Below are 18,896 nucleotides of genomic sequence, written 5' to 3' on the forward strand. Positions count from 1 at the left end.
CGGTATACTTCACTTAATTTTTTTGAGATGTTGCTTGTTTATGCATCCGTTTTTCCAAGAGTTAAAACAGGGCAGTCAGGCCTTGGGGCTAAGTTTGAATGATGAGACTTTAGGTCTGTTGCTGCAGTATCAGGATGCACTGGTACTCTGGAATAAAGCCTATAATCTGACAGCAATCCGTGACCCGAAAGAAATGCTGGTAAAACATTTACTGGACAGTTTAAGCATCTTGAAAGATCTGCCGTCTGGACGTCTGCTGGATATTGGTACCGGAGGTGGCATGCCAGGCATGATTATTGCCTTGTGTCAGCCAGAACGTGAATGTGTATTGCTGGATTCAAATGGCAAAAAAATCCGTTTTCTCAAACAGTTTATTGCTGACCTGAAACTAAAAAATGTGATTGCAGTGCAAACCCGTGTAGAAAATGAAGAAAGTATTCATGAGCTTGGTCAGTTTGATGTGATCACCAGCCGTGCATTTGCGTCACTGACAGATTTTGTGTTGGCTTCAGAACCTTATATGCATGGTGGAAGTGTGATTGCCTCTATGAAAGGGTTAGTTCCACATGAGGAAGTCGCTACTCTTGCAGAAAACTTTTCTTGCCAGATTATTGAACTGCAAGTTCCACGTCTGGATGAACAGCGGCATCTGCTTTTATTAAAACGTATTTAAAAGATTTTTAGGATTGGGGTTAGCATGGCTCAGATTATTGCGATTGCAAACCAGAAAGGTGGCGTAGGAAAAACCACAACTGCCGTCAACCTGGCAGCTTCTCTTGCAGTATTAAAAAAACGTGTATTGCTGATAGACATGGATTCACAGGGCAATGCGACGATGGGTTCTGGCGTGCAGAAAAATGATCTGCTTTATTCAGTTACAGATGTACTGCTGGGTGAAGTACCCATTGAAACGGCAATTACCAAAGCAGAAGTAGGTTATAAAGTTCTTGGGGCCAATCGTGACCTTGCTGGGGTAGAGCTGGCGATCGCTGAACAGCCAGGCCGTGAATATATTTTGCGGGAAGCTTTAAAAGATATTGAAAAGTCTTATGATTATATCATTGTTGATTGTGCACCTAGTCTGAGCTTGATCACCGTTAATGCGCTTGCTGCAGTGCAGGGTGTAGTCATTCCGATGCAGTGTGAGTATTACGCGCTTGAGGGACTGGCAGATCTCACGCAGACAATTGACCGTATTCAGCAGGCGCTTAATCCTGACCTGCAAATTGTGGGTGTGTTGCGTACCATGTATGATGCCCGAAATGCCCTGACCCGTGATGTTTCGGCTGAACTGGAACAGTATTTTGGCAAAAAACTCTACGAGACGGTTATTCCACGTAATGTTCGACTGGCTGAAGCACCAGCGCATGGTTTGCCTATCATTTATTTTGAGAAAAGTTCTAAAGGTGCAGTAGCTTATTTGAATCTTGCAGCCGAAATTCTTAAAAAGACCAAGCTAAAAAAAGGAAGTAATGCATGACCACCAAAAAGCGCGGATTGGCCAAAGGCCGTGGTTTAGATGCCTTACTGGGTTCGATTCAAAAAGAGAAGTTGCAGCTAGAAGCTCAATCACTGGATCACGGACAGCTTAAACAGATTGATGTGCATCTGCTTAAGCGGGGTGAATACCAGCCGCGCCGTTTTATTGAGGAAAAAGATCTGCAGGAGCTGGCCGCTTCAATTGAGAAGCATGGGGTGATGCAGCCGATTGTTATACGCCCGGTTGATGATGAAAAGCGTCCCTATGAAATTATTGCAGGAGAACGCCGCTGGCGTGCAGCGCAGCTGGCGGGGCTGACTGAAGTACCGGCAATTGTTCGTGACTTAAATGACCAGGTAGCAATTGCGCTTGCCTTGATTGAAAATATTCAGCGCCAGGATCTGAATCCAATTGACCAAGCAATAGCATTACAGCGTTTTCATGATGAATTCGGTTTAAGCCATCAGGAAATAGCCGAAACAGTAGGCAAGGCCCGTACTACCGTAAGTAACCTGTTGCGTTTGCTGAGCCTGGCTGAGCCAGTAAAAGACTTTATGCAACAAGGTTTGCTGGATATGGGACATGCGCGTGCAATCCTGACCCTAAAATCTAAAGATCAGCTAAAAGCTGCTGATACCGTTATTGAAAAAAGTCTTTCAGTCCGTCAGACCGAGCAACTGGTGCGTGAGTGGAACACACCAAAACAGGAAAAAAATAAAACGTCAATGTCAGCTGATCTTGAGCAGCTCACCCAGCGGCTTTCTGAACGTTTCAGTGCAGATGTCAAAATTGATTACAACAAGCAAGGTAAAGGAAAACTGGTGATCCATTATCATTCGCTTGATGAGCTTGATGGTATCTTGAATATCTGTCTGGCTGATTAACAGTTTAAAAATATAAAAAGATAGTTTGATTTGGGGTATACAGCATGTGGGAACTTGTTAAAGCTGGCGGCTGGCTAATGCTGCCGCTCGTCGTATGTTCTATTTTTACCATAGCTATTACATTGGAGCGCTTTATCCGTTTAAAGCGCTCTCAAGTGATTCCTGTAGAGCTGATTTTACGTCATCCCCAAGATATTGCTCCAGTAATCGACAGGTTAAGCCATGCCCCAAACCTGCAGGCTAGCACTTTGGGGCAGATTCTGCTGACAGGCTATGCGAGTCGGCAAGAAAGTGAGCAGTTTGCACGTGCCCAGATGGAAGCGAAAGCCTCTCAGGAAATTGGGTATTTGGAAAAGAATATTAATTTTTTGGGCACCTTGAGCGCAGTAGCCCCATTAATTGGACTGCTGGGTACGGTGCTGGGTATTATTGAATCCTTTCTGGTGATTGACCTAGGTACGACCAGTAACCCGGGTCTTATGATTCCGGGTATTTCTAAGGCCCTGATTACCACTGCTGCGGGTATGCTGATTGCTATTCCTGCATTATTTGCCTATCGTTTCTTTCAAAGACTGGTGCAGGAATATGTGGCTGAGCTTGAGCAGCAGTCAACATTATTTCATGCAGCATTGTTCTATAGTAGTACGGCTGGTTCAGAGCTGCGAAAAGTAAGCTAAACAGGTCAAATATCATGAAATTCAAGCGCTCTCAAGTGGAAGATATTCAGATTAACCTGACTCCCATGATCGACTGTCTATTATTTATTCTGGTATTTCTGCTTTTGTCTACGACATTTAATCAGCAAAGCCGTCTTAACCTGACCCTGCCAGATGCACAGGGTGTTCCACCAAAACAATACGATCAAAAAATCGAGGTTATGGTAGACTCTTCCGGCCATTACGCAGTCAATGGGCAAGCTCTGTCGAGTAAAGAAGTGGCTGATTTAAGCGCAGCAATCAAGCAAGTTGCTGAAGACCGGCGTGATTTGATGTTTATTATTGCGGCTGATGCCAAGGCTACCCATCAGGATGTAATCCGTGTGATGGATACGGCCGGACAGCTGGGCTTTGTAAATGTCAATATTAGTACCAAGCTCCCTACCCGAGGTTATTAGTGAAGCAAGATTTTAAAGTTTATGCGCGTCTCCTGTCTTATTTAAAGCCTTACTGGGGGGCAGCTTTACTTGTACTCGTCGGTTTTGGTATTAATGCTTCTACAGAGGTATCAGTTGCCAAGCTGCTTGAATATATCATCAATGCCATTCAGCACCAGAACCAGCAGAATTTAAACTGGTTTCCATTTCTAGTTATTATCTTGATTTTTTTCCGTGGATTGGGGCTATTTATTGGCGGCTACTATACAGCTGTCATCTCACGTAGTCTGATTTTTCAGATCCGGCAAGAGGTGTTTGCCAAACTATTGCGTTTACCTGCCCAGTATTATCTGGACAATAACAGTGGCCAGATTACTGCCAAAATCATGTATAACGTGGAGCAACTTACAGCTGCTTCTTCTGAATCTTTAAAAACACTGGTTCAGTACGGTTTTATTACATTAGGCCTAATTGGTTATCTATTATATACCAACTGGCGTTTAACTATCTGCATCTTGATTTTCGCACCACTGATTGGACTGTTGATCCGCAAAGCGGCTAAACGGATGCGCAAGCTTTCCGTACAGGTGCAAAATACTATGGGTGATATTAACCATGTTGTACAGGAAAGTGTAAATGGCAATGCAGTTGTAAAAGGGTTTGGTGGAGAGACCTTTGAGCAGGAGCGTTTTTATCATCATTCTAATGAAAACCTGAAACGTGGCCTGAAAATGGTCATTGTACAGCAGATGAATAGCCCAATTGTTCAGCTGATCATGGCAATTGCAATGAGTATTATCATCTGGATTGCTTTGCGCCCACAGGTTCTGGGTAATACTTCAGCAGGCGAGTTTGTCGCTTATATTACAGCTGCCGGATTACTGGCTAAGCCGATCAAGTCTCTAACAGATATTAATGAAAAGTTGCAGCGGGGGATGGCTGCTGCCTATTCAGTATTTGAATTACTGGATATGCCTGAAGAAAAAAATACAGGTGATTTAAAACCTGTACTAAAAGGCAATATTGAATTTAATCAGGTAAACCTGACTTATAGTGATGGCTCACAAGCTATTTATGATTTTAGTCTTAATGTAAAAGCTGGTGAGACAGTAGCATTGGTTGGACGTTCTGGTGCAGGTAAAAGTTCTCTGGTGAATTTGCTGGTACGTTTTCAGGAAATCAGTTCCGGAAAAATTTTACTAGATGGCTTCGATATTCAAAAAATCGAACTGACAGCCTTGCGTTCTCAAATCGCAATGGTAAACCAGCAGGTCGTACTATTTAATCGTAGCGTGCGAGACAACATCGCTTACGGCCAGCTACAAGGGGCAAGTGAGGCTGAGATCATTGCAGCTGCAAAAGCAGCCTATGCCCATGATTTTATTATGAGTTTGCCGCAAGGTTATGACACCATTCTGGGTGCACAGGGACTTAATCTTTCAGGTGGTCAGCGTCAACGTATTGCAATTGCCCGTGCTATTTTGAAAAATGCTCCAATTCTGATTCTGGATGAGGCTACCAGTGCACTCGACAATGAGTCTGAGCATTTCATTCAAAAAGCCTTTGATAAGGCTATGCAAGAACGGACCACTATTGTTATTGCACATCGTTTATCTACTATTGAGAATGCAGACCGGATTGTGGTTATGGATAAAGGCCGTATTGTCGAGCAGGGTAACCATCAGGAACTGATGCAAAAGCATGGCGCGTATTATCAGTTGCATCAGCGTAATTTTGAGGAAAACTGATCCATGTCAATGGCCCAGTTGATTCAAGATGCATGGAATAAGCAGGCTGCTTGGCTGATTATTTTAAGACCATTGGCATGCTTGTATCGTGGAGGATTTTTGATAAACCGCTGGTTCTATCAGACAGGTTTAAAGAAAGTCTATCACTCACCTGTGCCGGTTATGGTTATTGGCAATATTACCGTGGGCGGCAGTGGAAAGACACCACTGCTGATTCATCTGGTTAAATATTTGCAGAGTAAGCAGGTGCGAGTGGGGGTGATCAGCCGCGGATATGGAGGCAAAGGACCATTTCCAGCACAGGTTTCTGTTCACTCCACACCTGAGCAGGTTGGTGATGAACCTTGCCTGATTGTACAGTCGACCGGTATACCAATGGCAGTAGGCAGTAACCGGCAAGCTAATATTGAACTGTTATTGCAACATCATTCGCTTGATCTGATCATTAGTGATGACGGGCTACAGCATTGGGCATTGGGCCGGCAAATTGAGTGGGTTGTACTGGATAATAACCGTGGCCTAGGCAATGAAAAACTCCTGCCAGAAGGATACTTACGCGAACCGAAGAGCCGTCTGCAGAAAGCTACTGTAATTGAACATGCTCAGCATCCTCAGTCTGTATTTAATATGCATCTTGAGCCTGGACAGCCTTATTTGCTTAATCCTGGTGCAGGAAAAGAGCAGAGATTTGATGCCACTCTGGAATTTCATGCAGTTGTAGGTATCGGTTTTCCTGAGCGCTTTTATCAGACGCTCGCTTCACTGGGCATTAATCGGATTTATCATCATGCCTACGCAGATCATCATGATTACCAGCTTAAAGATCTGGAATTTGGTGACTTGAAACCGCTGATTACTACTGAAAAAGATGCAGTAAAAATCCGCCAACTTCTAAAGAGTGTTCCAGAATTTAAAAGGCAGATTTGGGTCGTGCCAGTCGATGCGATATTATCTTCTGCTTGTTATGCACTGCTGGAACAACAGCTTGGTCAATATGATATACAGATTTCTTAAGGTCTTTTTATGAAACACATCGTCATCCCTGCACGTTATGCAAGTTCACGTCTGCCAGGTAAACCGCTTCTGGAAATTCATGGACGTCCAATGATTTTACGTGTGGTAGATCAGGCCCGTAAAGTTCAGGGATTCGATGATTTATGTGTGGCAACTGATGATGAGCGTATTGCAGAGGTGTGTCGGGACGAAAATGTGGATGTGGTGTTAACCCGTTCAGATCATCCATCAGGTACGGACCGCTTGAGTGAAGTTGCACGGATCAAGGGTTGGGGAAGTGATGATATTATTGTTAATATTCAGGGTGATGAACCTTTATTGCCGGCTCAACTGGTACAACAGGTTGCACAGCTATTAATAGATCAGCCCCAATGTTCAATGTCGACTTTATGCGAGCCGATTCATGAGCTTGATGAGTTTCAGCGTGACAGTATAGTTAAAGTGGTAAAAAGCCTTCATGGAGAGGCTTTGTATTTTAGTCGAGCCACTATTCCTTATGATCGTGATGCTGCCCGGCAGACTATACCGCAGTTACATACGCAGGCTTTTCGTCATCTGGGGCTTTATGCATATCGTGTGAGCCTGCTGCAGGCTTATGTAGGTTGGGATATGGGACCGCTTGAAAAACTGGAAAGTCTAGAGCAGCTGCGTGTACTGGAAAATGGCCATCGTATTGCAATTGCTGTTGCTATGGCTAACTTGCCACCGGGTGTAGATACTCAGGCTGATCTTGATCGGCTAAATGCATTGGATATTTCCTATTTTGAATAACTGCTGGAACAAGTAATATGGAAAATGTTCTTGAGCAATCCCGGATTTATCCTTGGCAGCAGCCAGTATGGGAAACACTGACACGGCGTTTTCCTGACATCGGTCATGGGCTACTGTTTTACGGCAAATCTGGCTGTGGTAAAGAAGCTTTTAGCCGGCATTTTCTCGCCTGGATACTTTGCCAGAATAAGCAAGCTCAAGGACCGTGTGGGGAATGTAGTAGTTGTCAGTGGTTAAAATCAGATACACATCCCAACTATGTACATATTTCGACCGATGAAGAAAATAAAAAACAGAATGCTAAAATTCGCATTGAAAAAATACGCGATTTACAGCCTTTCGTACAGCAAACTGGTGAGGGCTGGCGCGTTATAATGATTGAGCCAGCTGAAGCACTCAATATTGCTGCGGCAAATGCATTGCTTAAAACTTTGGAAGAACCAGGGGAGCGCATTGTCATTATTTTACTGGCTGATCATTATTTAAAGTTACCGGCAACTATTCGCAGTCGACTGCAGCACTATGCACTGGATCGAATCAGTACTGAACAGGCAGAACAGTATATCCGTCCCAACTTGTCTGACCTGAACCAGCAAAATTTGCAGCTTTTAATGAATCTGTCCAGTGATATGCCTTTACAGGCATTAGAGTTGGCTGACTCTGCATGGTTGCCGAAGCGCCAGGAATTTCTTAAAGATTGGGAAAAACTGGTAGCTCAAAAAAATATGCCGGTATTCTTTGCATCAAAATGGCATAAAGAGCTGACATTTCCTGAATTTATCACTATGTTTGAATACTTGTTGTGTGATCTGATTTGTGTCAAGCTAAATCAAAACCTGAAGAATGTTGATCTTAACCTGAAGCCAGTTGCTGAACATTATTCGCTTGATGTTTTGTTCGAAATCTATTCAGATTTGCAAAAATCCAAGCAGCTTACTGAGCAGAATGTACAGGTTAACTTGGTTCTGGATCAACTGTTCATCAGGCTGATGAATGTTTAAGACTTAAGGGGAAAGTCGATGCAACCACGTATGGGCGGTATTATTCAGGTGAATATACCTGACCGGGCAACCTTGCAGGCCAGTTATATGGGTTTTGTTCAGGGTGGTGGTCTGTTTATTCCATCACAACAGCCAGTAAAAATGGGTGAAGAGGTTTTTGTGCTAGCTACTTTGCCTGGACAAGCTCAGAAAGTACCCTTGACTGGCAAAGTCATCTGGATTTCCCGCAAACAGAATGGAATTCGACCTCAAGGTTTCGGAATTCAGCTAAGTGGCGAGAAAGGAATTTATTATAGAAGTGAAGCTGAAAAGCTGCTTGCCGGTAGCCTGACTTCAGATCGTCCGGGTTATACCGTCTAAAACTGTCGATTTTTAAGCTCACTGGTTGTTATAGGAAAAAATTGTGTTTGTAGATACTCATTGTCATTTAACCCTGCTGGACCTGTCGCCTTATGATGGTGATATTGATCTGGCCATTCAGGCGGCAAAAGATGTAGGGGTATCAAAAATGATGAGTATCTCGGTAAATCTGGATGACCACATTGAGCTTTCGCGAATTGCCATCCGTCATCCTGAGTTGGGCTATAGTGTAGGTGTGCATCCTTGTGAAGATGCCACAGTCATGGCGCGTGCTACGACTGAATATCTGGTTGAGCTAGCACAGGCAGAAAAAGTATGGGCGCTTGGTGAAACCGGTCTCGACTATTTTCACAGTACGGATTTTATTGCTGAACAAAAAGAATGTTTCGCCCGTCATATTCAGGCTTCAAAAATAGTAAAAAAGCCAGTAGTTGTACATACGCGCTCGGCTAAGCATGACACGGTTGATATTATTCGTGCCGAAGGTTCTGAACATGGAATTCTGCACTGTTTTACAGAAGATTGGGAAACTGCCAAGGCAGTCCTGGATTGTGGTTACTATATTTCTTTCTCGGGTATTGTATCCTTTAAAAATGCTCAGGATTTGCGAGATGTTGCCAAACAGGTCCCCCTTGACCGTATTTTGATTGAAACGGATAGCCCGTATCTGGCACCAGTACCTTATCGAGGTAAATCTAATGAACCAAAATATGTTCCATATGTAGCCAAAGCCTTAAGTGATGTATATGATAAACCGCTTGAGGAGATTGCTTTCATAACAACACAAAATTTTGAAAACCTCCTTAATTCAAAGTAAATACACATTGAAAAGCAAAAAGAGAGTAATCGGGTGAAGATGGATCGTCAGGCCCAGTTTCGGGCAAGAGAAGCATTAATATTTCAAGTGGCAGAGCAACTCCTGTTAGAAAATGGTGAGTCAGGCATGACACTTGATGCACTGGCGGCAGAACTCGATTTAGCCAAGGGTACTCTATACAAGCATTTTCAAAGTAAGGATGAGTTGTATATTCTGCTTATTATTCGCAATGAGCGGATGTTGCTGGAAATGATTCAGGATGGCGAAAAATCTTTTCCTGAACACTTGGCTTTTTTCATGTTGCATCATCTGCATCATCCGGAACGTACCGTACTTTTTCATCAGATTGAAGAGCGGCTTTCGATTACCGGACAGGGAATCCACCATCTTTTTAGTGAGCTCTATCAGGTCCGTAAACAGCGAATGCGTATTATTATACGCATGACCGAAAATTATTTGGAATCCATTGGCAGTATCATGACAGTGCGTGACTATCTGGCTTCGATCTGGTCACTAACACATGGCGCGGCAGCAATTTTAAATTCAAGTTTTTATCAGCGTTATCTGGGGTCGCGTGATACTTTAAGAGTGGCCTATATTGATCAGGCTTTGGCACTGCCCAAGCAGGTTAATGAACAATATGCCTGACATGGAATAATCTAATGATCCGTTCATCTTCATCTGCTCATTATGGTTTTACCTTAATCGAACTGATGGTGGTCATTGTGATCATTGGTATTACGACATCTCTTGTTGTAATGAATTTGGATGGTATTGATCAGCGCAAAGCAATGCAGGCTAGAGAAGTTTTTTTACTGGACCTGCAGAAAATCAACCGGGAAGCCAATGACCAGGCACGTATACTCGCACTTGAGACGCGATCAGCTACTGATGTAAATACTTTTGTTTATAACTTGCTTGAATATCAAGCTGCGGCTGATATGAAAACTACTACTGGGTTTTTAGCTCCTACATCAGAAAAATGGCAGAAATATAGTGAGTTTCCTTCCCGACATTTGCCCCCAAATGTCAGCTTTAGTATTCAGCCTCTCGATCATGATTTTCAAAACGCCAGTAATGAAGAGTTATTAGGAAGCCGAGCACCTAAACTGATCTGGCTGGGAAATGGAGAAGTGAGGCCTGTACGCATCCAGTTCTATCTGGAGCAAAGGCCGGTAGGCCATGAAATCGAAATTGATTATTTAGGTAAAATTAGTGAAACCTAAAGGCTTTACATTACTTGAAGTTATGGTTGCGCTAGCAATTTTTGCGATAGCAGCAGTTGCTCTGACAAAAGTAGCCATGCAATATACACAAGCCACCTCAAATGCGATTTTAAGGACAAAAGCGCAATTTGTGGGTATGAATGAAATTGCTCTCATGGAAATGAATCAGGCGTGGCTACAGGGAACAGAGTCTAAACAGGTAACATCTCAAGGTGAAACCTGGCAAATTGACAAACAGGCAGCTTCCACCATCAGTCCAAATGTACAGCGTATTGAAGTACAAATTAGTCTGTTTAATACAGAGCAGGGTAAGGTTGAAAATGGAATTGCGACCTTGGTGTTTTTTAATCATCCACTCAAAGAAAATACTTCATGAAATATAAACGGGGTTTTACTCTGGTGGAGCTGTTGGTCGCGATTGCGATTTTTGCAGCACTCTCTGCGCTGGGTTGGAAGGTCTTTGATTATCTGATCAAAGTAAAAGAACGAAATAGTATACATGAGCAAAATCTTGCCCGGTTACAGGAAGCTTATCAGCAAATCTTACGTGACAGCCTGCAGCTGATTCCATTAACTGCAAATAATGGAGGAGAGTTGCGTCCTGCACTTGAATTAAACGATCAGCATTTTATTTTTAGTAAAGCTGGTGTAACTGATCCTTTGGGCCAGGGGCTGGGGCCTTATGAGCGGATCGAATATCAATACAGTAGTGCAGACCAGAAACTGTACCGGTTAAAATATCAAAACCTGAATACTTCAACTGCTATTCAGCCCCAGTCAAGTGTGCTTCTTGATCAGGTCGAGCAATACCGGATTAGCGTCTTAAATCCGGCTGAACTAAACAGATGGCCTGAAGGCGTATTGAATCCTGCTTCCCAATCAGAACAGCTTAAAATTCTACCGCGCGGTTTTAAAATCAATCTGACCATAAATGGAACTGAATACGAATGGATTTACAGCCTTTCAAATACAGGTGATTTAAAAGAAAAAACAATAAATCTATCTTAAAAGTAAAAAACTGGGGATTACTATGCGGCAGCAACAGGGTATAGCACTTATTACTATTCTGATGATGGTTGCCTTGGCAACCATTCTGGCTGCCACTATTGCCAAGCGGCAAAGTCAGACAGCAGATAATACCGCTTACCTGATGCGGCAGGACCAATCTTTACTCTATACTAAAAGTGCTGAAGCATTTTTCTCTGAAATCCTGCGACAAGACAAAGAAAATGCTGGAGATATTGATCATTTACAGGAAATTTGGGCACAGCCTATGCCTGCCTTTCCCGTAGAAGATGGTTATATTTCAGGTCGTTTAAAAGATGAAAGTGGAAAGTTTAATTTAAATAATCTGGTTAAGGCAGATGGTACGGTTAATCCGGATGCTCAGGCCTGGTTTGAGCGCTTGCTGGTCCGTGTTGGTCTGCCTGCCGAACAAAGCCAGGCAGTGATTGACTGGCAGGACCCTGACGATCTGACTATAGGTGCTATGGGCGCAGAAAGCAGTTATTATCAAGGTTTGAATCAACCTCATCTTACTCCCAATACCCGGTTTTTTAGTATTGAAGAGCTGAAGCAGGTAAGAGGGTTCGAAGGAAAAAAATACCAATTGATAGCGCCTTATGTAAGTGCATTACCAGCAGAGACCAAAATTAATATCAATACAGCACCTGCTTTGGTTCTTGCCAGTATGGATGAGAAGCTTGATCTAAATGCTGTCACAGATGCTTTGCAGCGTAAGCAAAGTAATATGGAATACTTTAATGTCACAGGCGATTTGTGGGGACTTGAGCCATTCGATCAGATAAGTGCTACCAACAAAGCACAAGTAAATCCATTGCTGGATATAAAGTCAGATTTTTTTAAAGCTGAAATTGAAGTACGGCTTTCAGAACGTAAACGGCAGTTCACAACATACTTTAAACGCGATGAAAACCAGATCTATGTATATTTTCGAAGTCTTGCCCCATTTTAGACTGCATGAATTGTGAGCAGTTATAAAAATAGCTGCGAACTGCTTTACTTTTGCTTTATAATTAAAAATATTTGCAGTCAATTACCTATTCGGCGCATGTTAATTCGTAAGTTATTTAAGTTTGAAAACGCCCATATCGTGCGAAATTGCACTTCGGATCGCTGTAAGCGTTCGATTCATGGCCATAGCTACAAGGTTGAATTGTTACTCAAGGCTAACCGGTTGGATCATGGACAGATGGTCTATGACTTCGGCCTGTTGAAAGGGGTGATTAAAGATCTTTTCGACAGTTTTGACCATGCCATCTGTTTTTGGCAAAATGATGACCAGGAATATATTGCAGCGTGCAAAAAATTTAGTGCGCGTTGGATAGCTCTGCCTGTTTCACCCTCTGCTGAACAGTTTTCGCGTATTTTCTTCTTTCTAGCCCAGCAGGTTCTAAATTCAACCGTTACCCAGAACGGGGAAGGTGATGTTGAGGTTTACTCGGTAATTGTGCATGAAACAGATACAGGCTATGCACAGAGTTTTCAGGAAGATATAGAAAATAAGCAAATGGGTTTATTACAGCTTGAACAGATCGAATTTTCTGAACAGGTTCAGCAAGAATGGGCCGACCCGACCATGTATGAAAGATTGAAACAGGGTTTAAAATTTGAAAATCCTGGAGTTGAGCTGCAGGTCAAGCTTTAAAACTTCGGATATTTTATTTTGGATAAGACTTTAAGGAAAAAGGCATGCAGTTAACTGAGCAGCAAGATGAAAAATTGAGTAAGGTTCAGTTAGACGAAAGTTGGAAATATGCCTTGGCAGATTTTTTGCTGGGTGCCAAGATGGAACACTTGCGTAACTTCTTGCGAGAAGAAAAGAAAGCTCAAAAAACAATTTATCCCCCAAACCCGGAAATATTTAAGGCATTAAATATGACTCCACTTGACCAGGTTAAGGTCGTAATTCTGGGGCAGGATCCTTATCATGGGCCTAATCAGGCCAACGGGTTGAGCTTTTCTGTACATCGTGGTGTAGGTTTACCGCCATCATTACGTAATATTTTTCATGAACTGCATACTGATCTGGGTGTGCCTGAGCCTCACCATGGTGATCTGACCAAATGGGCAAAGCAAGGTGTATTACTGCTAAATAGCGTATTGACTGTTGAGGCAGGCCAGCCAACTTCTCATCAAAAGCAGGGCTGGGAAGATTTTACCGATTATGTGATTGATGTGGTAAATGAACAGCGGGAACATGTTGTCTTTATTTTATGGGGTGCATATGCACAGCGTAAAGGACAGCGAATTAATCAAGACAGACATTTGGTCTTGAAAGCTGCTCACCCTTCTCCTTTGGCAGCCAACCGTGGTGGTTTCTTCGGTTGTAAAGTATTCTCCAAAACAAATAATTATTTAACACAACATGGCATTGAGCCTATAGACTGGCAGCTGGACGCATGACAAATTCTCCCTTACTAAATTCTTATCATCCTGACTTGGTCGTTGAAGCTGCCGATAATGGCTGGCGTATAGTACGTTTAAATCGTCCGAAATCCTTGCATGCTCTGGATGAATCTATCGTTTCTGCATTACTGAAGGCTTTTGAAGATTTTCAGCATGATGATCAGGTCAAGGCTATCTGGTTAGATTCAACAACACCAAAAGCCTTTTGTGCAGGTGGAGATGTTCGTAAACTACGTCAATTAGTCATTAATCATGAAGTAGATACAGCGAACCGGTTTTTTGAACAGGAATACGCACTGGATTTACTCATTCATAATTATGCCAAACCAATTCTGGTCTGGGGAGAAGGTTATGTTATGGGAGGTGGGCTGGGCTTGTTTATGGCAGCACCGTTCCGGCTGGTCACTCCCTATTCGCGGTTAGCTATGCCTGAGATTAATATTGGTTTATATCCTGATGTCGGTGCAAGCCGTTTCTTGGCAGATCGGGGTCCGATAGGTTTATTTACCGGTCTGACGGGTTCAATTATGACCTCTGCTGGCGCTTATGGCATCGGTTGGGCAACCCATATCTGTGATGCACAGCGTGATGTAGTATTACAAAAAGTCATCAGTATTGATTGGAATCATTATCCTGCGGGAAGTTTCCGTGCGATTGATGATACCTTAAACAGCCTGCACCGACCGGTGGCCCCAGGCCCATTACAGAATTCACTTGATGTAATTCATAGTGTCTGCCGGGGTATAAATTTTGAACAGGACTATCAGGCTATTATTGGTTTAAGTGATGCTCGTAGTGACTGGTTGCGTCAGGCAAGCGAAAATCTGCAAAAGGGCTCGCCTGCCACAGCCGCACTTACTTGGCTGTTATGGCAATGGGGGCGTCAGGTTCATTCTTGGAACGAAGTATTTGAGCTTGAACTTCAAATTTCCAACTGGAAAATCCGCCATCCTGATTTTGTTGAAGGAGTACGTGCACGACTGGTGGATAAAGATTTGTCACCTGAGTGGAAACAAAGTGCCGATTTAAGTCTGCGCAGTATCTTGGGTGATCAACCACCAGTAACCACAAATGAAAGCTGGAACAGACTACTTAAACAATATCAGGTGATTGACTGATATATGCAGCAACATGAATTCGATGATCATTACTGGATGCAGCTTGCCTATGAGCAGGCTGCACTTGCAGCGTCAAAAGGGGAAGTTCCGGTAGGTGCGGTAATTGTAAGTAATAACCAGGTTATTGGTGTAGGACATAATCAGCCAATTTTCAAGCATGACCCAACAGCTCATGCAGAAATACAGGCCCTTCGAGAAGCTTGTCAATTGACACAAAATTATCGACTGCCAGATGATACTACTTTATATGTCACTCTTGAGCCTTGTACAATGTGTGTAGGAGCATTAATCCACGCACGGGTGCAGAGAGTGGTTTTTGGAGCTACTGAGCCTAAAGCCGGATCGCTCGTCAGTGCGCGCCGCTTATTAGAGAGTGGTTATTATAATCATCTATTTCAATTTGAATCAGGCTGTTTACAAGAACAGTGTTCACAACAGCTAAGTGATTTCTTTAGAATGCGACGTGAACAGAAGCGTCAGCAGAGTAAACCCTGAACTAATCTCCATAAAATAGATACCATCATGGTTTCAGAACTCTCCAAATTATCAATTTTCAATAAAAAACACAGGAAAGAAAATGGATTATATTGAAGTAAAAAAACAGTTTAATGCGCCTGTATCCCAAGTCTTTGAATTGCTCTCCAAGCATTCAACATATAATACAGCATTCGCACCTATACAGGTCGTGCGTAGTAAAGACTCAGCTGATCCGCAACGTCCGGACGGGGTCGGATCAGTTCGCCGTATGGGATATGGACCAGTCAAACCTCTGCAAGAAGAAATTACACTGCTTGAAGAAAATAAGCGTATTGAATATAAGATTATTAAAAATCCTTTAATCCGACATCATTTAGGCCGAATTGAGTTTGAAGAGCTGGCAGGAGATAAAACTTTAGTGCGCTACCGGATTGAATTGCAGGCAAAGGCACCGTTTGTCAGTAAATTAATACTTGCACAGCTTAAAGGCGCGATTACACTAGGTCTCTCAAAGTTAGCAAAATCAGTTTCTTGATGGAAAATTAATGACAGTTCAAATTATTACTATCGATGGTCCAAGTGGTTCAGGAAAGGGGACATTAGCAGCGAAGCTCGCCGAATATTATGGTTATCATTTACTTGATTCGGGCGCCTTATATCGACTTTTAGGGCTGTCATTACATAAACGTGACCTGTTTGAAGAATTGGAAAGCAACCTGGCTGTCTGTGCAGATATTGCTGCACAGTTGAATATACGCTTTAAAAGCACTGATCAGGGCACGAAAATCTATTTAGATGATGAAGATGTTACTCAGACTATTCGTACTGAACGGGTTGGAGAATATGCCTCAAAAGTAGCTGCTGTGCCAGAACTGCGCGCAGCCCTGTTTACACGGCAGCGTGATTTTGCACAGCAGCCTGGCCTGGTTGCAGATGGTAGGGATATGGCTACAACAATCTTTCCTGAAGCGCAGGCGAAAATCTATCTGACTGCATCTGCCGAGTCGCGTGCAGAGCGCCGCGTAAAACAGTTGCAGGGTATGGGGCTGGATGTTAAAATAAGCGACATTTTAGCTAATATACAGGCGCGCGACAAAAGAGATATGGAACGTGAAGTTGCTCCTCTTAAGCCTGCACCAGATGCTTATATTATTGATAGCTCAAATTTGAGCATAGATCAAGTGTTTAAGTTGATGGTCGACTATGTCGATGCCCGATTAGCGCATTAAAGAATATCAACAGAAGCATAGCTTGATCAGTTCTTATGGACTATGTGGATGTTTAACTAAACCGGCCTTGTCTGATCCAAGACCGTTGACTTTATCAGGTATATCATGACCGAATCTTTTGCAGCCCTCTTTGAAGAAAGCGAATTAAACCTTAACGTTGAAAAGGGTGCAGTCATCCAAGGTGTTGTAGTAAGCATCGATGCTGACTGGATTACTGTTGACACTGGCCTTAAATCTGAAGGCGTTGTTGACCGTGCTGAATTTTTAAATGACCAGCGTGAACTTGAAGTTCAAGTTGGTGATACTGTAGACGTTGTTGTTGAAGCTCTTGACAACGGTATGGGCCAAACAGTTTTATCACGTGAAAAAGCAAAACGTGCTGAAACTTGGACTAAACTTGAAAAAATCTTTGAAGACGGCGAAATCGTTACTGGTGTTATCTCTGGTAAAGTTAAAGGCGGTTTCACAGTTGATATCGGTCCAGTTCGTGCGTTCCTGCCGGGTTCTCTGGTAGACACTCGTCCGATCCGTGATACAACTCACCTTGAAGGCAAAGAGTTAGAATTTAAAGTAATCAAACTTGATGCTAAACGCAATAATGTTGTGGTATCTCGTCGTGCAGTAATGGAAGCTGAATCTTCAGCTGACCGTGAAGCTCTTCTTGCTCAGCTTGAAGAAGGTCAAACAGTTACTGGTACGATCAAAAATCTTACTGACTACGGCGCATTCGTTGACCTGGGCGGTATTGATGGTCTTCTACACATCACTGATATGGCTTGGAAACGCATCAAGCACCCATCAGAAGTGGTTGAAGTAGGGCAAGAAGTTACTGTTAAAGTGCTTAAGTTTGACCGTGAGCGTAACCGTGTATCTCTAGGCCTTAAACAGCTTGGTGAAGATCCATGGATGGCGATCATGAACCGTTATCCTAAAGGTTCTATCGTTAAAGCTCGTGTAACTAACCTGACTGACTACGGCTGTTTCGCTGAGATTGCTGAAGGCGTTGAAGGTTTGGTACACGTTTCAGAAATGGACCATACTAACAAGAACATCCACCCATCTAAAGTTGTTCAGATCGGTGACGAAGTTGACGTTATGGTTCTTGAAGTGGACGAAGAGCGTCGTCGTATCTCTCTTGGTATTAAACAAACTCGTGCTAACCCATGGGAAGAGTTTGCTAAGAACCACGACAAAGGTGAAAAAGTTTCAGGTACAATCAAGTCAATTACTGACTTTGGTATCTTTATCGGTTTGCCAGGCGGTATTGATGGTCTGGTTCACCTGTCTGACATCTCTTGGAACGAACAGGGCGAAGAAGCAATCCGTCGTTACAAGAAAGGTGACACTGTTGAAGCCGTTATCCTGTCTGTAGATGCTGAAGGCAACCGTATCAGCCTAGGTATCAAGCAATTGAACAGCGATCCGTTCAATGATTTCCTTGCTGCTAACGAACGTGGTGCTTTGGTTAAAGGTACTGTAACTGCTGTTGATGCTCGTGGCGCAACTGTGAAGTTGGCTGACGAAGTTGAAGCTACTCTGAAAGCTTCTGAAATCAACCGTGATCGCGTTGAAGATGCAACTAAATTCCTTGAGGTTGGTCAGGAAGTTGAAGCGAAGATCATCAATGTTGATCGTAAATCTCGCTCTATTAACCTGTCTATCAAAGCGAAAGATGAAGCTGAAGAGAAAGAAGCTGTAGCTAACCTGCGTCAGACTTCAACTAATCAAGACAATGGTCCTAAGACGATTGGTGACTTGATCAAGGCTCAAATGAAGTAATATGTAAAAAAGGACAGAGTAGTGTAACTACTTAGTACTTTTTATACAAATACTGTAAACGGTAGCGTAGTATTAGTGTACTGCGCTACCGTTTTGTATTTAAACAGGTTATTATCTGCAAGAGTTAGAGTAGCTTGATAACTTAAGAGGTCATAGATGACTACTGAAGCACTTAATAAATCCGATTTAATAGAGCGAATTGCACTGAAAAACCCGCATTTGGCTGAACCTCTTGTTGAAGAGGCCGTAAAAATCATGATTGATCAGATGATTGAAGCGTTGTCTACAGACAATCGTATTGAAATACGCGGATTTGGTAGTTTCGCATTGCACCATCGTGAACCACGTGTTGGCCGTAATCCTAAAACTGGTAAAGCGGTAGAAGTTGCAGCGAAAGCCGTACCACATTTTAAACCGGGTAAAGCACTCCGTGACGCAGTAAACGAATCTGCCAATAAATAAACTTAATC

General features: G+C 42.9%; 24 protein-coding genes. All 24 read left to right on the forward strand.

Going from position 1 to position 18,896, the window contains the following annotated elements:
• Window positions 1-40: 40 nt before the first annotated feature.
• The 24 genes from rsmG (at window position 41) to AC0VYT_RS05710 (ending at window position 18,888) form a co-directional block, all read left to right on the forward strand.
• Window positions 41-673 carry a 16S rRNA (guanine(527)-N(7))-methyltransferase RsmG gene (rsmG, locus tag AC0VYT_RS05595; protein ID WP_005014727.1) on the forward strand — a complete coding sequence of 211 codons (633 nt, stop codon included), beginning with the start codon at window positions 41-43 and terminating at the stop codon, window positions 671-673.
• A gap of 24 nt (window positions 674-697) precedes the next feature.
• Complete coding sequence (locus AC0VYT_RS05600) at window positions 698-1,480, forward strand: ParA family protein (RefSeq protein WP_005014724.1); 783 nt, start codon at window positions 698-700, stop codon at window positions 1,478-1,480.
• Entirely contained in the window at window positions 1,477-2,364 is an 888-nt protein-coding gene (locus AC0VYT_RS05605; RefSeq protein ID WP_005014719.1) for a ParB/RepB/Spo0J family partition protein, read from the forward strand. The genes AC0VYT_RS05600 and AC0VYT_RS05605 overlap by 4 nt, the downstream gene beginning before the upstream one ends.
• Window positions 2,365-2,408: 44 nt before the next feature.
• Entirely contained in the window at window positions 2,409-3,041 is a 633-nt protein-coding gene (locus AC0VYT_RS05610; RefSeq protein WP_005014718.1) for a MotA/TolQ/ExbB proton channel family protein, read from the forward strand.
• Window positions 3,042-3,055: 14 nt separating this feature from the next.
• On the forward strand, window positions 3,056-3,478 hold the full coding sequence (locus AC0VYT_RS05615) for an ExbD/TolR family protein (protein WP_005014717.1): 423 nt from the start codon (window positions 3,056-3,058) through the stop codon (window positions 3,476-3,478).
• Window positions 3,478-5,205, forward strand: coding sequence for a lipid A export permease/ATP-binding protein MsbA (gene msbA / locus AC0VYT_RS05620; RefSeq protein WP_005014715.1), 1,728 nt, complete (start codon window positions 3,478-3,480; stop codon window positions 5,203-5,205). Before AC0VYT_RS05615 ends, msbA begins: the two co-directional genes overlap by 1 nt.
• A 3-nt stretch (window positions 5,206-5,208) precedes the next feature.
• On the forward strand, window positions 5,209-6,219 hold the full coding sequence (lpxK, locus tag AC0VYT_RS05625; protein ID WP_005014713.1) for a tetraacyldisaccharide 4'-kinase: 1,011 nt from the start codon (window positions 5,209-5,211) through the stop codon (window positions 6,217-6,219).
• A 9-nt stretch (window positions 6,220-6,228) separates the two neighbouring features.
• Window positions 6,229-6,990 carry a 3-deoxy-manno-octulosonate cytidylyltransferase gene (kdsB, locus tag AC0VYT_RS05630; RefSeq protein ID WP_005014710.1) on the forward strand — a complete coding sequence of 254 codons (762 nt, stop codon included), beginning with the start codon at window positions 6,229-6,231 and terminating at the stop codon, window positions 6,988-6,990.
• A 17-nt stretch (window positions 6,991-7,007) separates the two neighbouring features.
• The gene (locus AC0VYT_RS05635; RefSeq protein WP_005014708.1) at window positions 7,008-7,991 is read left to right on the forward strand and encodes a DNA polymerase III subunit delta' C-terminal domain-containing protein; all 984 of its coding nucleotides are present in this window, start codon (window positions 7,008-7,010) and stop codon (window positions 7,989-7,991) included.
• 18 nt (window positions 7,992-8,009) lie between these two features.
• The gene (locus AC0VYT_RS05640; protein ID WP_005014707.1) at window positions 8,010-8,351 is read left to right on the forward strand and encodes a PilZ domain-containing protein; all 342 of its coding nucleotides are present in this window, start codon (window positions 8,010-8,012) and stop codon (window positions 8,349-8,351) included.
• Window positions 8,352-8,394: 43 nt separating this feature from the next.
• A complete protein-coding gene (locus AC0VYT_RS05645) occupies window positions 8,395-9,168 on the forward strand; it encodes a TatD family hydrolase (protein ID WP_005014702.1) in 774 nt (257 codons plus the stop codon).
• Between the two features lie 39 nt (window positions 9,169-9,207).
• Complete coding sequence (locus tag AC0VYT_RS05650) at window positions 9,208-9,816, forward strand: TetR/AcrR family transcriptional regulator (RefSeq protein ID WP_005014700.1); 609 nt, start codon at window positions 9,208-9,210, stop codon at window positions 9,814-9,816.
• Window positions 9,817-9,830: 14 nt separating this feature from the next.
• Window positions 9,831-10,394, forward strand: coding sequence for a prepilin-type N-terminal cleavage/methylation domain-containing protein (locus tag AC0VYT_RS05655; protein WP_005014699.1), 564 nt, complete (start codon window positions 9,831-9,833; stop codon window positions 10,392-10,394).
• Window positions 10,384-10,770, forward strand: a complete 387-nt coding sequence (gene gspI / locus AC0VYT_RS05660; protein ID WP_005014697.1) for a type II secretion system minor pseudopilin GspI — start codon at window positions 10,384-10,386, stop codon at window positions 10,768-10,770. The genes AC0VYT_RS05655 and gspI overlap by 11 nt, the downstream gene beginning before the upstream one ends.
• Window positions 10,767-11,402 carry a type II secretion system minor pseudopilin GspJ gene (gspJ, locus tag AC0VYT_RS05665; RefSeq protein WP_005014695.1) on the forward strand — a complete coding sequence of 212 codons (636 nt, stop codon included), beginning with the start codon at window positions 10,767-10,769 and terminating at the stop codon, window positions 11,400-11,402. Before gspI ends, gspJ begins: the two co-directional genes overlap by 4 nt.
• A 22-nt stretch (window positions 11,403-11,424) precedes the next feature.
• Window positions 11,425-12,369 (forward strand): type II secretion system minor pseudopilin GspK, encoded by a 945-nt coding sequence (gene gspK, locus AC0VYT_RS05670; RefSeq protein ID WP_005014694.1) that lies wholly within the window; start codon window positions 11,425-11,427, stop codon window positions 12,367-12,369.
• A 96-nt stretch (window positions 12,370-12,465) separates the two neighbouring features.
• Complete coding sequence (locus AC0VYT_RS05675; protein ID WP_005014693.1) at window positions 12,466-13,062, forward strand: 6-pyruvoyl trahydropterin synthase family protein; 597 nt, start codon at window positions 12,466-12,468, stop codon at window positions 13,060-13,062.
• A gap of 44 nt (window positions 13,063-13,106) precedes the next feature.
• A complete protein-coding gene (ung, locus tag AC0VYT_RS05680; RefSeq protein ID WP_005014692.1) occupies window positions 13,107-13,820 on the forward strand; it encodes a uracil-DNA glycosylase in 714 nt (237 codons plus the stop codon).
• Window positions 13,817-14,941 carry an enoyl-CoA hydratase/isomerase family protein gene (locus tag AC0VYT_RS05685; RefSeq protein ID WP_005014691.1) on the forward strand — a complete coding sequence of 375 codons (1,125 nt, stop codon included), beginning with the start codon at window positions 13,817-13,819 and terminating at the stop codon, window positions 14,939-14,941. The genes ung and AC0VYT_RS05685 overlap by 4 nt, the downstream gene beginning before the upstream one ends.
• Before the next feature lie 3 nt (window positions 14,942-14,944).
• On the forward strand, window positions 14,945-15,436 hold the full coding sequence (gene tadA, locus AC0VYT_RS05690; protein WP_005014690.1) for a tRNA adenosine(34) deaminase TadA: 492 nt from the start codon (window positions 14,945-14,947) through the stop codon (window positions 15,434-15,436).
• Window positions 15,437-15,518: 82 nt separating this feature from the next.
• Window positions 15,519-15,953: an SRPBCC family protein gene (locus AC0VYT_RS05695; protein WP_005014689.1), complete on the forward strand. Its 435-nt coding sequence runs from the start codon at window positions 15,519-15,521 to the stop codon at window positions 15,951-15,953.
• Between the two features lie 10 nt (window positions 15,954-15,963).
• A complete protein-coding gene (gene cmk / locus AC0VYT_RS05700; RefSeq protein WP_005014688.1) occupies window positions 15,964-16,647 on the forward strand; it encodes a (d)CMP kinase in 684 nt (227 codons plus the stop codon).
• Between the two features lie 105 nt (window positions 16,648-16,752).
• On the forward strand, window positions 16,753-18,426 hold the full coding sequence (rpsA, locus tag AC0VYT_RS05705) for a 30S ribosomal protein S1 (RefSeq protein WP_005014687.1): 1,674 nt from the start codon (window positions 16,753-16,755) through the stop codon (window positions 18,424-18,426).
• A 156-nt stretch (window positions 18,427-18,582) separates the two neighbouring features.
• Window positions 18,583-18,888, forward strand: a complete 306-nt coding sequence (locus tag AC0VYT_RS05710; RefSeq protein WP_005014686.1) for an integration host factor subunit beta — start codon at window positions 18,583-18,585, stop codon at window positions 18,886-18,888.
• Window positions 18,889-18,896: the final 8 nt, after the last annotated feature.

The organism is Acinetobacter sp. QJM3NY_42, from assembly GCF_056173745.1.